We start from the raw sequence: 15,310 nt of genomic DNA, 5'->3' as shown, positions 1-15,310 counted from the left end.
TTTCGGGCAACGGTTGGTGGCAGGACGGGCAGGATTCCGGGTTCACATTCTTTCCTGACGGAAAACCTGCCGGGAATTACACGCTGCCGCGAGTTTTTCGCGCCCCGGAATCGGAAAACCGGCTCCCGGCTCATTCCCCTTGCCCTCCGGGCTCAGGTTTCTAGCATACGACGCCTCCAAAGGCCGTGCGGCCTTTCCACGCCCCATGAACCGCATTTTTGTCGAAAAGAAGACCGAATTCAACGCCGAGGCCCGCACCCTGTTGCACGACCTGCGTGAATCGCTCTCCCTGGATGAGATCGAGAACCTCCGGGTCATCCAGCGTTACGACATCGATGGACTGACGGACGCCGAGTTCGCCGCGGCCACCCGCCAGATCTTGTCCGAGCCGCAGGTGGACGTGGTCTCCCCCGCCCTCGCGCTGGCGGAAGACGAGGTCGCCTTCGCGGTGGAATTCCTGCCAGGGCAGTTCGACCAGCGTGCCGATTCGGCCGCCCAGTGCGTGCAAATCCTGACCGGCGGCGAGCGCCCGCTGGTGGCCTCCGCGAAGGTGATCGTGCTGCAAGGCAGCCTCTCCGGCGACGACCTGGCGCGGATCAAGAGCTTCGTCATCAACGCCGTCGATTCCCACGAGGCCACGCTGGAAACGCCGGAAACGCTCCAGCCAAAGATCAACGTGCCCGCCGACGTGGCCGTGCTGGCCGGTTTCACCGCGAAGAGCACCGAGGAGCTGGCCGCGTTCCGCAAGGAACTGGGCCTCGCCATGTCCGAGGCGGACATCGCCTTCTGCCAGACCTATTTCCGCGACGAGGAGAAGCGCGATCCGAGCCTGACGGAGATCAAAATGTTGGACACTTACTGGTCCGACCACTGCCGTCACACCACTTTCCTGACCCGCATCGACGAGGCGACCTTCGAGGAAGGCGCGTCCGTGGTCGAGCGCGCGTGGCAGAGCTACTTCGCCACCCGCGAGAAGGTCTACGGCCCCGCCTCCACCCGCCCGGTCACGCTGATGGACATCGCGCTGATGGGGATGAAGGAGCTACGGAAATCCGGTGAACTGGACAACCTGGAAGTCTCCGAGGAAGTCAACGCCGCCTCCATCGTCGTGCCGGTCGAGATCGACGGCCAGGAAGAGGAGTGGCTGGTGATGTTCAAGAACGAGACCCACAACCACCCGACCGAGATCGAGCCCTTCGGCGGTGCCGCGACCTGCCTCGGCGGCGCGATCCGCGATCCGCTTTCCGGCCGCTCGTTCGTCTATCAGGCCATGCGCGTGACCGGCGCGGCCGATCCACTCACCCCTTTCGCCGATACTCTGCCGGGCAAGCTGCCGCAGAAGAAGATCTGCCAGGTGGCCGCCCACGGTTACTCGTCCTACGGCAACCAGATCGGTCTCGCGACCGGCCAGGTGGCGGAGGTTTACCACCCCGGTTACGTGGCGAAGCGCATGGAAATCGGCGCGGTCGTTTCCGCCGCCCCGCGCTCGCAGGTGTTCCGTGGCTCCCCGGCCCCGGGCGATGCGATCTTGCTCATCGGTGGCCGCACCGGACGCGATGGCGTGGGCGGTGCCACCGGTTCCTCGAAAGAGCACACCGACACCGCACTGGAAAATTCCGCGGAGGTCCAGAAGGGCGATGCCCCGACCGAGCGCAAGATCCAGCGTCTGTTCCGCAACGCGGAGCTGACGAAGAAGATCAAGATCTGCAACGACTTCGGCGCCGGTGGCGTGTCGGTGGCGATCGGTGAGATCGCACCGTCCCTCGACATCAATCTCGATGCCGTGCCGAAGAAATACGACGGCCTCGATGGCACCGAGCTCGCGATTTCCGAATCGCAGGAGCGCATGGCCGTTTGCGTCGACCCGTCCGAAGTCGCCTACTTCATCGCCGAAGCCGACAAGGAGAACCTCGAGTGCGTGCAGGTCGCCATCGTCGGTGACCACGGCCGCCTGCGGATGAGCTGGCGCGGCAAGACCATCGTCGATCTGTCCCGCGCGTTCCTCGACACCAATGGCGTCCAACAGAGCGCGAAGGTGCACGTCAATGCGCCGGAAGGTGAGTTCGATGATGCAGTGCCGCGTTTCACCACCATTCAGGACGCGCTGGCCGATCTCAACGCTTGCTCGCAGAAGGGCCTCGGCGAACGCTTCGACTCGTCCGTCGGCGCGGCCACCGTGCTGTGGCCGTTCGGCGGCAAGCACCAGCTCACCCCGCCCGACGCGATGGCCGCGAAGCTGCCGCTGATCCATGGCGAAAGCGACACCGCCACCTTCATGAGCTGGGGCTTCAATCCCCACCTCTCCTCGTGGTCGCCCTTCCACGGCGCGGTCTATGCGGTGACCGAATCCGTCTGCAAGGCGGTGGCCGCGGGCGCGCGCCTGTCCGACATCCGCCTGACGCTTCAGGAATACTTCCCGAAACTCGGCAACGACGCCGCCCGCTGGGGCCTCCCCTTCGCCGCGCTGCTCGGTGCCTTCCACGCGCAGAACAAGCTGCGCCTCGCCGCAATCGGCGGAAAGGACTCGATGTCCGGTTCGTTCAACGAGCTCGACGTTCCGCCGACGCTGGTATCCTTCGCGCTCGCGCCGGGCAAGGCCAGCCGCGCGCTGTCGCCGGAGTTCAAGGAGATCGGAACCACGGTGTCGCTGGTGGAAATCCCGCGCGATGCCGAGAATCTGCCCGAGTTCGAAAAGCTCAAGGCCGTGGCCGAGCTTCTCCACACGCTGAACGCGGAGGGCAAGATCCTCTCGCTGCACGCCCCGGGCCACGCCGGTCTGGCGGTGGCGCTGGCGAAGATGGCCTTCGGCAACCGCATCGGTTTCGAAGGCACCGTGGAGGATGTGCTACGCGAGCGCTTCGTGTCCTTCGTCATCGAGCACCGCGAGCCGCTGCCCGCCGAGCTGGAAGCCCAGGAAATCGGTCGCACGGTCGAGGAAGCGGTGCTCGCGCTGCCGGGTGAATCCTACCCGCTCGACGAGCTGCTGTCGGCCTGGACCGGCACGCTGGAGCCGATCTACACCACCGCCTGCGAACCGGCCCACCCGGAGGTGGAAACCTTCTTCTCCGCCGCGCGTCCGGCCGCCGTCCATTCGGTGCATTCCGCTGCAAAGCCGAAGGTGCTCATCCCCGCCTTCCCCGGCACCAACAGCGAATACGATTCCGCCCGCGCCTTCAACCAGGCCGGTGGCGACGCCGAGATCCTGGTGTTCCGCAACCTCACCTCCCGCCACGTCGAGGAGTCGCTCAAAGCCTTCGCCGACAAGATCCGCGAGTCGAACATCCTCATGTTCCCCGGTGGTTTCAGCGCCGGTGACGAGCCCGATGGCTCCGGCAAGTTCATCGCCACCGTGCTGCGTAACCCGCGCGTGGCGGACGCGGTGATGGATCTCATCAAGAACCGCGATGGCCTGATCCTCGGCATCTGCAACGGCTTCCAGGCGATCATCAAGACCGGCCTCGTCCCCTACGGCGAGATCCGCGATTCGGAAGCCGACGCACCGACGCTCACCTTCAACGACATCGGCCGCCACATCTCCTGCTACGTCCACACCCGCATCAGCAGCACGCTGTCACCGTGGCTGGCCAACACGCAGGTGGGCGATCTCCACACCATCCCGGTCTCGCACGGCGAGGGCAAGTTCCTCGCCACTCCGGAAGTGATCGCCGCACTGGCGAAAAACGGCCAGATCGCCACGCAGTACTGCGACGAGCACGGCAATCCATCGATGGACATCACCGTCACTCCGAACGGCTCCATGTATGCCATCGAAGGCATCACCAGCCCCTGCGGCCGGGTCTTCGGCAAGATGGGCCACACCGAGCGCCGCGGCATCGAAGTCGCCCGCAACATCCCGGGCGACAAGCACCAGCCGCTGTTCAAGGCAGGCGTGACTTACTTCGCGTAACACGGATCCTTTGCAACGGCCGGGACTCCTCACGGACTCCCGGCCGTTTTCTTTTTGCGCCTTCTGCGCCTTTTTGCGGCTAAAACTCCATTCCCAGACTCCGCCTCGCCTAAAGGCTCAACTCCATGCAGACCACTCGACAACGCGTGCGATTCTGCGATGTATGAACCCGTCATGAGACACCTCCTCATGCCCGCCGCCGTGTGGGCATCGCTGTTTTCCTTCGCTGCGGCAGATCCGGAATCACGCACCCTCGACGTGACCTTGCTGCGGCCCGACGGCAAGCCCGCACCGGGCATCGTCATCGACCTGATCGGCACCGACCGTTCCAATCTCCACAACGCATTCGACCCGGACAACGAGAACAAACCGGAACCCGCCTCGTCCCCATGGCGCGTCAAGACGGACGCCGGAGGAAAAGCCCGCTTCCAACTGGCTTGCGTCTCCCAATATGACAACGATCAAGCTCCGGGCTGGGGTCCCTATCATCTCATAGCTCAGGACGGAGAGAAGAGCACTGCCGTCAGTCCCCGGATCGTCCACATGCAACCGGATGCGGTTCCGTATTATCTGGAAAGCTACCGCAAGGAATGGAACGCCAATCCCCTCGTTCTGAAGGATGTAATCACTCCGCTGACCCTGCGGCTGAAACCTGGCATCGAACTCAAAGGCCGTCTCCTCGATGCCAAGGGCAATCCCACCCAAGGCTCCATCCAGATCTGGCAGAATCTCGGCGCGGGAACCCACACCGGCTACGGTGCTGACATCCTCAAGAAAGGTACCGTCACGGACGCAAAGGGCAATTTCACGATCAAAGGCATTTACCCGAACACCTTCATCATCGCTCCGGCCGATGACCACGACCGCTATTGGGTGAAGACCAGCGTGCGCGGAAAATCGTCGGATCTGCCGCTGGACGAAATCACTCCCCTTCCGGACGAAAAGGAGATCTCGATCACCTGCACTTTCGCGACGAACGCGCCCTATCTCTATCAGGGCGCCATTTCAGACCCTGACGGACATCCGATCTCCGGAGCCACGGTCACCCTCGCTCCTTCCATGCACAAAAGGGAAAAGATGAATTGGGGAGACGATCATCACTTCACACCGGTCGTATCGGATGAAAAGGGCCGCTATTCCTTCCGTCACACCACTCCCTTCATACGTTTCATCCGAGCGGAAGCAGAAGGATACGAGGCGCAGACGGAAGAGAACGAAAACGATGCATTCCTTCGTCCCGGCACACATTCCTTCAAGCTCCAGCCGGAAGCGAAAGCGGAGTAACGATGCGACGCCTCCCCCACTTACGCCGATGTCAAAGCAGCGGCATCTCGAACTCCAGCGGACGCAGCGTTCGCAGGAAGAAATGCCCGGTTCCGGAAGCGCCATAGGCGTAGTCCGCGGAATAAAGACCCGCGGTATCGGTGGGCCAGCAATCGCCCTCCGGCAACGAAGCTTTGTAGCCCATGGCCAGCCGCGCGAATTCCTTGGCACGATCCCACCACATTTCATTCCCCGTAAACTTGAAGAGCTCCACGAACAATTCCCCACTGCCGGCCAATCCCGTGCATAAGGTGGGATTGTTGCGAAAGTCCCCGTATTGATAGGCCGCCTCTCCTGCCATGGCGGCGACTTTCAATAAGTCGGATTCCCCCAGAGCTGCCGAAGCCTTGGCGAACACACCCCCAATCCCGGAAGCCCCGTGGCTGTGCTGACATCGGAGCAATGCCTTTTCCCCCAGCTTGATACTCCAGTTCAATCCCCCGTGATCGGGAATCGCATGGCGGACCAAGGTCTCCAACAGTTCGTGAGCGACCGCTTTCCACGTGGCGTCGCCGGTTGCTTGAAAAAGCAACGCGAAGAAATGAGCCACACCCGCGGTGCCGTGGCTCAAGCCTGCATAGGGAACGCGCCCCCACGATCCGTCCGGATTCACCAGGCAATACGTCCCCAGCTCATCGCGAATCAATTGCTCCGAGATCCAGCGCGCACAACGGATCGCTCCTTGGAGATACAAGTCAGCGCCGGTCCTTTCCCACAGTTTGAGAAAAAACCAGCCATTGGACGCTTCACCGCTGAGCAGATCCGTGATGGGCCCCACCGGCTCGCTGAGGAGGTGGGCCGCGTTGGATTGGCAGAACGGATGCAGCGTCCCTGATCCCGACAGGCCATCAAGGTAAAGGCACACGGAGGCGATGCCTGTTTTACCCAACTGGACTCCACGCTGGTGATTGCAGACTTCGGGGTTATCCGAAATGCACCATGCCACCGCTCCTTCGGCTAGTTCCAGTGCCCGCGTGTTGCCGGTGAGAAGATGATAGTCCCGTAAAAAAAGAGGGATTCCACCCACACCGTTGAAGACATTGAAGTGATACTGAGGGTGGTCGGTGTAATCGACCGTCTTCCAACGATATCCCTCCGGCACCTTCTCAGCCGTGCGATTGATGAAGGAATATACGGAGTCAGCGGCAGCGATCAGATCGTTCATCAGCCATTCCACTTTTCAATTCCGGGCTCTCATCCCTCCACCCACACCGACTTCAAATACGGATCACCGGTGAAGTCCGCGGGCATCGGCGAATGGCGGAGTTTCAAGCGCTTCGGGGAAGCGGCGAGGATCTGGCGGTCGAAGCCGAAGTCATCGAGCTTCCGGCAGTTGGTGCAGCACAGCAACCAGCCGCCCGGTGCCAGGCAGGCCATCGCAAGGCCCGCGAGTTCGCCATAGTCAGTCTCCACGCGGAAGACCTTGCCCTTCTCATCGCGGGAGAAGGTCGGCGGATCGAGCACGATGGCATCGAACTGGCGGCCCTGTTTCGCGAAGCGCTTCAGCCAATGGAAAGTGTCCCCCTTGCAGAAATAGTGCGCGGCCGGATCGAGGCCATTGTGGGTGAAGTTCCGCTTCGCCCAGTCGAGATACGGCTGGGACAGGTCCAGCGTGGTCGTTTCCGCACCACCCAGCGCCGCAGCCACCGAGAACGCGCCGGTATAGGCGAAGGTATTCAGCAGTCGCAAACCCGGCTGCATGCGGCGGCGGACCTCGGCGCGGTTGTCGCGCTGGTCGAGGAAGATCCCCTGCGAATAGCCGGACTGGAACGAGATCTCAAAGGCCGCGCCGTTTTCGCGGATCAGGAACGGCTCCTCCACCGAGGGACCGGAAATGTGGACCGGTGCCTCCTTCTGGTGCTGGTCGAGCCGTTTCCAATACACCGGCTTGTCCGGGCGCTCGAATCCACGCGGGAACCCGCCGTGGGCGGTCGAGACCAGCCAGCGGTCGGCGAAGGTCTCCAGATAGACGTCCGGGAAGCCGTCCCCCTCCGCGTCCACCAGCCGGACCGCGTCGGTGTCCGGGGTGAGCAGCGGCGCGCGGCGTTTCAGGGCGGCGTGGAGGAGGTCTCGCATGGGCGGCATTGCCATGAACCGCCGGAAGCCGGGTATCCAGCCAGAAATCCAACCACGGATGAACACCGATGGACACGGATAAAGATTCGTGGCCCGGATTTCCTCACTCTCCTGACTTCTCATCATCCGTGCCAATCCGTGTTCATCCGTGGTTCAAAACGTCCCGACGATTGCCAGAATCATTTCCGCCGTCCTATCCTAACCGCGAATGAGCGCTCTCACCGCACAACTCGAATCGGCCGTGGCCGGTGGCCAACTCCTCGCCGCCGCGAAAACCAACATCGAAGCCCTTCTCGCCGGCGCGACCGGGGACGTGGCCCTGCGCTCCGTGACCGAACTCGTCGAAAAGGGCGAGTGGACCGAACTGAACGACCGTTTCTTCAAGACCCTCGCCTTCGGCACCGGCGGCCTGCGCGGCCGGACGATCGGCAAGGTAGTGACCACCGCCGAACAGGGCCAGGGCGGCCCGAACGACCGCCCGGAGCATCCCTGCGCCGGCACCGCCACGATGAACTTCTTCAACGTCGGCCGCGCGGTGCGCGGGCTGATCACCTATGCGAAGCAATTCGCCGGCCCGGACCGCAAGGCGGTGCTGGTCTTCGCCCACGACACCCGCCATTTCTCCCGCGATTTCGCCGAGTTCTGCGCGAAGGTCTCCACCGACTTCGGCTGTGACGCCTACCTTTTCGAAGGCCCCCGCTCCACCCCGGAGCTGTCTTTCGCGATCCGCGAGCTGCGTGCCGACGCCGGTGTGGTGCTGACCGCCAGCCACAATCCCTCCACCGACAACGGCTTCAAGGCCTACTTCAACGACGGTGCCCAGATCGTGGAGCCGCACGCCACCGCGATCATCAACGAGGTGAACGCTATCGCCAGCGAGCGTTATGACGCCCTGCCGGAATCCGAGCGCGGCAAGCTCACCGTCCTCGGCGCGGCGTTCGACGCCCTCTATCACGCCCGCCTGAAGACGCTGCTGATGCAGCCTCAACTCCTGCAAGGTGCCGCCACCAAGGTCGTTTACTCGAACCTCCATGGCACCGGCGGCCACATCATCGAGCCGATGCTCAAGGACCTTGGCTTCGACCTCCTCACCGTGCCGGAGCAGGACATCCAGGACGGCCGCTTCCCGACCGTCGATTCCCCGAACCCGGAGAACGCCTCGGCGCTGAAGATGGGCATCGACCTCGCGGAGAAGGAGAACGCCTCGATCGTGATCGCCACCGACCCGGACTGCGACCGCATGGGCGTGGCCGTGCGCGATGACGCCGGCAAGATGCAGCTCCTCACCGGCAACCAGATCGGCTCGCTGATGGCCTGGTACCGCGTGAAGACCGCCTTCGATCTCGGCTGGCTGAACGACACCACCCGCAATCGCGCGGTGCTCATCAAGACCTACGTCACCACCGAGCTCCAAGCGGAAATCGCCACCGGCTTCGGCATCGGCTTGGTCGACACCCTCACCGGTTTCAAATACATCGCCGAGAAGCTCCGCAAGTACGAGAACGCCATCCCGGCGGACAAGAAGGGCGGCGACTACCGTTCCCTTTCCGAAGCGGAAACCCGCGCACTGCGCTTGGAATACTCGCGCTTCTTCGTCTTCGGCGGCGAGGAGAGCTACGGCTACCTCGGCTCCGACTCGGTCCGCGACAAGGACGCCAACGGCGCGGCGGTGATGTTCGCGGAAGTCGCCGCCTACGCGAAGTCCGTCGGCAAGTCGATCGTCGCGCTGCTTGATGAGATCTACACCCAGTACGGCTACCACCTCGAGCGCGGCAAGTCGCTCGTCATGGAAGGTGCCGATGGTGCGGCGAAGATCCAGGCGCTGGCCACCTCCTACTCGACCAACCCGCCGCAGACCGCGGACGGCGTGAAGGTCGACAAGGTCCGCGACTTCGCCACCCACGACCTCTTCGACCAGGAAGGCGACGCGCTGCCCAAGGAGAAGATGATCTTCGTGGATCTGGAAGACGGTCGCAGCTTCGCGGTGCGTCCCTCCGGTACCGAGCCGAAGATCAAGTTCTACCTCTTCGGCAAGGCCGCCCCGGGCGGCGATCTCGCCGAAGCCAAGGCCAAGGTCGCGGCCGTTCTCGATTCGCTGTGGAAGTGGATCGAGGAGGATTCCAAGACCCGCTGAGCGGATTCAATCGATGGATTTCACCAAACGGCAGCTCCTTCCGGGGCTGCCGTTTTTTGTTTCACCCGGTCGCGCCGAATGCGCCAGACCGTCGAATCAGGGATGCAATATGCATGAGATTCACGGCTTCACGAAACCCGGATCAATACACTCATTCCATTCAAGATCTGCAACTTACGCACAACACATCAAGCATGGCACCAGCCTTGCAAATAGAATGGCATGGACCCTTCCACCATTCTCCAGGACGCGGAAGCGCTGCAGGAAGTCCTCACGCGGTATGTCGATTCCCGTGACGGCTACCTCCAAGCCTCCGAGATCGTGGCCGACGAAGGCCTGACCCGCACCTTCCATCACATCGCTGACCGACGGGAACGCATCGCCGGTCGCATCGCAGAATTGCTGCACTCCGACGGCCAGCGCCCCGACACCACCGGCAGCACGGAAGCGGGCGTCCACCGCTGGTGGATCCGCATGCGCGACAAGCTCTCCGAGCACGAACCCAGTGCGGTTGTCGAGGAGTGCCTTCGCGGGGAAAAGGAACTCTCCCGCACGCTCCACTCGGTGGCCGAAAGCGGCAACCTCACCCCTGCCCATGCTCCGCTCGTCGCGGAAGCCATTTCCGAGGTCGATCTCGCGATCCGCGCGTTCGAACTCATGGTTGACGACGCTTGATCACCCACGGTCGGACGGTTCCGCCGGAGGCCGTCCGATCCCCCAGTCTTCCGGCGGTAGAAAAGAGACGTTATGTTAAGTTGGGCCCTCACATTCCTGGTCCTTGCCCTGATCGCCGCTTTCCTCGGATTCGGCGCGCTGGCGGGGCTAGCCGCCACCATTGCGAAGATCCTGTTCGTGGTCTTCCTGGTCCTGCTGATCGTTTCGGCGCTCAGCCGTTCGCTCCACGGCAAGGCTCCATAGCTGAGCCACGGTGACCGAACGAATTCCGGCCGAGGGGACATCCTCCCCCGGCCGGATTTTTTTACCCGTCTCTGACTGGATCGCGGCTGAATGCCTTCCCCGTTGAAAACCCGGGGCGATTTGGCCAGTATGCACCGCGTTTTATGAGTCTCAGGTTTTCTTCGATGGTGTGGGGGCTTTCCGCGGTTGCAGCCCCTCTGGCCGGTGCCGATCCGCTGCCTCCAGGCGCGGTCGCCATCACGATGACCAGCTCCCCCGCGCTGTCGCCGGACGGTGCCACCTTGGTGTTCGAATGGCAGGACGACCTTTGGGCGACGTCCTCGAACGGCGGCCTCGCGAAACGCCTGACGCGCCATCCCGCGCGCGATGCCTATCCCTGTTTCTCGCCGGATGGGAAGACGCTCTACTTCTCCAGCGGCCGGGCCGGAGGCCTGAAGCTGTTCTCGATGCCCGCGGAGGGCGGCACCGCCACCCAGCTCACCTTCCACTCCGAGGGCGCGATCCTGGAGTCCATCACACCGGACGGGAAAACCGCCATCGTCCGCGGCCCACGCGACCTGGACGACGTGAAACCGGAGCGGCTGATCGCCATCGATCTGACTAAGGATGCCCCGGAGCGGCTGCTCTTCGACGTGCCCGCGCAATGGGCCCGCGTGTCCCCGGATGGCGGCAAGCTGTTGTTCACCGTGGATGGCGATTCGCCCTACCGGAAAGGCTACCACGGTTCACGCGCCACCTCGGTTTGGAGCTATGAGTTCGGCAGCGGGAAATTCCAGTCCCATGGCAAGTCGGAGATCGAGGACCGCTATCCGCTGTGGAAGCCAGATGGCTCGGGCTTCTTTCACGTTTCCGAACGCGATGGCACGTTCAACCTGTGGTCGCGCGACACCGCCACGGGCAAGGACGAGCAGCTCACGCGCTTCAAGGATGACGGGCTGATGTTCCCGACCGTTTCCGCCGATGGGAAGACCTTCGTGTTCCGCCGCGGCTTCGACCTGTGGCGTTGGTCGCCGGGCAATGAGCCGCGGGCGCTCACGGTCTACGCGGTCGAGGACATGCCCGATCTCGAGCATGAAACGCGGAAGGTCGCCGGCACCACCGACGCGGACTTTTCCCCCAGCGGATTGGAAATCGCGTTTTCCGCCGAAGGCGAACTGTGGGCGATGGACACGGTGCTGAAGGAACCGCACCGCCTCACCGACACGCCCGCGTGGGAGGGCGACCCGAATTTCTCGAAAGACGGCGCGTGGCTGTATTTCCGCAAGGACGACGGGATCGATTCGAACTACTTCCGCATGCGCCGCAACAAGACCGCGGACTTCTGGTGGCGCGCCTCCGGTCTTGAAGAGCAGAAGGTCACCAAAGGCAAGGAGCCGAAGACGAAGCTCTCCATTTCCCCGGACGGGAAGATGCTCGCCTACATCTCCGGCCGCGGTTTGCTCTGCACGGCCAATGCCGATGGCGGCGGCGAGAAGGTGATCTACAAGGATGGCAACACCGGCCTGTTCGATTGGTCTCCGGACAGCCGCTGGCTGGTGTTCGATGCGGAGGATGAGAACTTCAACCGCGACATCTTCATCGCGCCGGTGGATGGCTCGAAACCCGCCTACGACCTCTCCCGCCATCCCGACACCGAGGGCTCGCCGAAGTGGTCGCCGGATGGCCGCATGATCGCCTTCACCGGCCGCCGCCTGGCGAACAAGACCGGGCTCTTCTACGTGCATCTGCGCTTGGACGACGAGGCGAAGTCGCCGCGCGACAAGAAGACCAAGGAGGCGGAGTCCGCGATGAAGGACGATCCGCTCTACAAGGTTTCCCAGCCCGCCGAGGCACCGGGCGAACCGGAACCCGCCGCCGAGCCCGCGAAGAAAGAGGCCACGCCGAAGAAGCCCGCCGCGAAAACCATCGAGCCCGTCCGCATCGATTTCGACGAACTCAGCGAGCGCATCCACAAGCTGGACACCGGCACGGTGGAGCCGACGCAGATCCTGTGGACGCAGGATTCGAAGGCCGTGCTCTACTTGAACGCGGACACCAAGATCAAGGGACTGCACCGCATCGAGGTCGGTGAGACTTCGAAACCCGAGCTGTTCGATTCGAACCGCGGCACCCCGATCCGCACCGATGACAAGGAGGGTTTGTTCTGGATCGTGGACAACACGCCCGCCGTGCTGCGGAAGGGCAAGCTGACGACCTATGCGATCGACACGCGTTTCGAGTCGAAACGCAGCGACCGCCAGCGCGTCTATTTCCGCCAGATCTGGCGCACGCTGCGGGATTGGTTTTACGACGGCCGGATGAACGGCCGTGATTGGGAGGCGATGCGCGTGAAGTATGAGGAGGCGGCCGCCACCGCGACCGACTCGCGAGCGTTCGACCGCGTGGTGGCGATGCTGCTGGGTGAACTGAACGCGTCCCATCTGTCGTTCCTCTCGAACCCGTGGCCGAAGCCGTGGACGGATGACGCCGCCGAGTTCCACACCACCCGCCACGTCGGCATCCGGTTCGATCACGGCACGGGCAGCGGTCCGCTGAAGGTCGGCTCGGTGATTCCGGAATCCCCCGCCGCCCTGTGCGAGCCGCCGGTGAAGGCCGGGGAGACGGTTGTTTCCGTGGACGGCCAACCGGTCGACGCCAACACCCCGGACACGCGTTTCCTGAATGGCCGCATGGACCGGGATATAACGTTCACGCTCCTGGGAGCGGATGGAAAGAACCGCGATGTCACCCTGCGGGCAATCCCGTGGACCCGTGTCCGCGAACTGGCGGGCGATGCGATCGTGAAGGAGCGCCGCCGCCGTGTGGAGGAAGGCTCCGGCAACAAGCTCGGCTACATCCACATCTCGAAGATGCAGTGGGACCAGTTCGAGGAGTTCGAACGCCAGATCCACGCCGCGGGCCATGGCAAGGACGGGCTGGTGATCGACGTGCGCGACAACCCCGGCGGCTTCACCACCGACCACCTGCTCACCATCCTCTGCCAACCGCGCCATGCCACCACGATTGGCCGGGACGGGGCACCGGGTTACCCGCAGGACCGCATGGTCTATGCGTCCTGGAACAAGCCCATCGTGGTGCTGTGCAACCAGCAATCGTTCTCGAACGCGGAGGTCTTTTCCCATGCGATCAAAACACTGAAGCGCGGCCCGCTGGTCGGCACGGCCACCGCGGGCGGTGTGATCTCCACCGGCACCGTGCCGGTTCTGGACGCGGGCAGCCTGCGCCTGCCGTTCCGCGGCTGGTTCATCCCGGATGGCGACCAGGACATGGAGTTGAATGGCGCGGCCCCGGATTATCCGGTGGAGGAAACCCCGGCGGACCAAGCGGCTGGGAAAGATCCGCAACTTTCCAAGGCGATCGAGGTTCTAACAGACACGCTGCGGAAATCCGCGGCCACGGCGAAGCCATTCGAACCGCACTACCGCTACAAGCCGGAGGCGGGACGGTGAAACGGGGGAGAAAAAACGTCATACGTTCCCCGTTTCCGACATTCACTCCCACCGCCTTTTTGCGTCCACCCCATGAGATCCCTCGTCGCCCTGCTGTCCCTGGCCGTCTCCGCGCTCGCCGCCGAGAGGCCGCCCAACATCGTGCTGATCTTCGCTGACGACATGGGCTGGCACGACACCGGTTTCAGCAACACCAACGGCTACTTCGAAACCCCGAACCTCGACAAGCTGGCGAAGGACGGCATGACCTTCACCGCCGCCTACGCGGGAGCCGCCAATTGCGCGCCGAGCCGCGGCTGCCTGATGTCCGGCCAATACACACCGCGCCACGGCATCTACGCGGTGGGCAGCACCTCGCGCGGACCGAAAGCCCAGTTCCGGATGGAGCCGGTGCCGAACACCTCCGACCTTCGCCCAGCCATCGTCACGATGGCCGAGGCACTGAAGGCCCAAGGCTACGCCACCGGGCATTTCGGCAAGTGGCACCTGGGCTCCGCGAAAAATGGCACCGGCCCGCTCCAACAGGGCTTCGACACCAGCGATCCAGCGCTGATTCCGCCGCCGGATGGCAAGGGTGACGCGAACGATCCGAAGCGCGCCTATTCGATCACCCGCGGAGCCTGCGAGTTCATCGAGAAGAACAAGGAGCGACCGTTCTTCGCCTACGTCGCCCACCACGCCATCCATGCCGCGCTGCAAGCCCGGCCGGAGACCCTGGCGAAGTTCCAGGACAAGGCGAAGACCGCGAAGGCGGACGCCAAGCCGCTCTATGCCGCCTGCACCTACGATCTCGACGACACCGTCGGCATCCTGCTCAAGAAGCTTTCCGACCTCGGCCTGGACAAGAACACGATCGTGATTTTCACCAGCGACAACGGCGGCACACCGCAGTCGCCGAACGAACCGCTGCGCGGCGCGAAGGGAGCCTACTACGAAGGCGGCATCCGCGAGCCCTTCGTGGTGCGCTGGCCCGGCACCGTGCAACCCGGATCCAAGTGCGAGGTGCCCGTCATCAACGAGGATCTCTATCCCACTTTCGTCAGCGCCGCCGGTGGCACGCCCGCCGCGAACCTCGATGGCCTGAGCCTGCTGCCGCTGTTCAAGGGAGCGTCCACTTTGCCCCGCGAATCGATCTTCTGGCATTTCCCCGGTTACCTTGACAACCCGGTGCCGCGCGGCCGCGACAAGGTCTTCCGCACCCGCCCGGTCACCACCATCCGCAAGGGAGATTGGAAGCTGCTCTGCTATCATGAGGAGTGGTTGCTTGATGGCGGCAAGGACAAGCTCGACACCAACCACGCCGTCGAACTCTACAACCTGAAGGACGATCCCGGCGAGCACCACGACCTCGCCGCTGAGAACCATGCCAAGCGCGACGAGTTGATGACGGACATCCTCGCTTGGTGGAAGAAGACGGATGCCAAGCTCCCCACTCCTCTCGGCAAGGACGGCCCCAAGGCTGACGAGGACGAGAAGAGCGGCGAGGAATAGGATTTCAAGGAC

The 15,310-nt window shown here is 63.5% G+C and carries 9 protein-coding genes; 7 read left to right on the top strand and 2 right to left on the bottom strand.

Annotation, left to right across the window (positions count from 1 at the left end; genetic code table 11):
- Window positions 1-205 precede the first annotated feature (205 nt).
- Both llg_RS16835 and llg_RS16830 read left to right on the top strand, forming a co-directional pair.
- Window positions 206-3,907 carry a phosphoribosylformylglycinamidine synthase gene (locus llg_RS16835; RefSeq protein WP_338285914.1) on the top strand — a complete coding sequence of 1,234 codons (3,702 nt, stop codon included), beginning with the start codon at window positions 206-208 and terminating at the stop codon, window positions 3,905-3,907.
- A gap of 54 nt (window positions 3,908-3,961) precedes the next feature.
- Window positions 3,962-5,191, top strand: coding sequence for a hypothetical protein (locus llg_RS16830; RefSeq protein WP_338285913.1), 1,230 nt, complete (start codon window positions 3,962-3,964; stop codon window positions 5,189-5,191).
- A gap of 31 nt (window positions 5,192-5,222) precedes the next feature.
- Here the strand turns inward: llg_RS16830 and llg_RS16825 are convergent, their stop codons facing one another.
- Both llg_RS16825 and llg_RS16820 read right to left on the bottom strand, forming a co-directional pair.
- The gene (locus llg_RS16825; protein WP_338285912.1) at window positions 5,223-6,395 is read right to left on the bottom strand and encodes a lanthionine synthetase LanC family protein; all 1,173 of its coding nucleotides are present in this window, start codon (window positions 6,393-6,395) and stop codon (window positions 5,223-5,225) included.
- A gap of 29 nt (window positions 6,396-6,424) precedes the next feature.
- The gene (locus llg_RS16820; RefSeq protein ID WP_338285911.1) at window positions 6,425-7,306 is read right to left on the bottom strand and encodes a class I SAM-dependent methyltransferase; all 882 of its coding nucleotides are present in this window, start codon (window positions 7,304-7,306) and stop codon (window positions 6,425-6,427) included.
- A 208-nt stretch (window positions 7,307-7,514) separates the two neighbouring features.
- On the opposite strand from llg_RS16820, the gene llg_RS16815 reads away from it, so the two are divergent.
- The 5 genes from llg_RS16815 to llg_RS16795 all read left to right on the top strand — a co-directional run bounded on the left by llg_RS16815 (window position 7,515) and on the right by llg_RS16795 (window position 15,298).
- Window positions 7,515-9,440 carry a phospho-sugar mutase gene (locus llg_RS16815; protein WP_338285910.1) on the top strand — a complete coding sequence of 642 codons (1,926 nt, stop codon included), beginning with the start codon at window positions 7,515-7,517 and terminating at the stop codon, window positions 9,438-9,440.
- A gap of 222 nt (window positions 9,441-9,662) precedes the next feature.
- Window positions 9,663-10,115 (top strand): PA2169 family four-helix-bundle protein, encoded by a 453-nt coding sequence (locus tag llg_RS16810; RefSeq protein WP_338285909.1) that lies wholly within the window; start codon window positions 9,663-9,665, stop codon window positions 10,113-10,115.
- A 72-nt stretch (window positions 10,116-10,187) separates the two neighbouring features.
- The gene (locus llg_RS16805; protein ID WP_338285908.1) at window positions 10,188-10,358 is read left to right on the top strand and encodes a DUF1328 domain-containing protein; all 171 of its coding nucleotides are present in this window, start codon (window positions 10,188-10,190) and stop codon (window positions 10,356-10,358) included.
- 143 nt (window positions 10,359-10,501) lie between these two features.
- Window positions 10,502-13,807: a S41 family peptidase gene (locus llg_RS16800; protein ID WP_338285906.1), complete on the top strand. Its 3,306-nt coding sequence runs from the start codon at window positions 10,502-10,504 to the stop codon at window positions 13,805-13,807.
- A 72-nt stretch (window positions 13,808-13,879) separates the two neighbouring features.
- The gene (locus llg_RS16795) at window positions 13,880-15,298 is read left to right on the top strand and encodes a sulfatase (RefSeq protein WP_338285904.1); all 1,419 of its coding nucleotides are present in this window, start codon (window positions 13,880-13,882) and stop codon (window positions 15,296-15,298) included.
- The last annotated feature ends 12 nt before the right edge of the window (window positions 15,299-15,310 follow it).

This window comes from Luteolibacter sp. LG18, from assembly GCF_036322585.1.
Lineage (GTDB): Bacteria > Verrucomicrobiota > Verrucomicrobiia > Verrucomicrobiales > Akkermansiaceae > Luteolibacter.
Note: the sequence above shows the minus strand (reverse complement) of the source record. Positions and strands in the feature narration are given on the sequence as shown.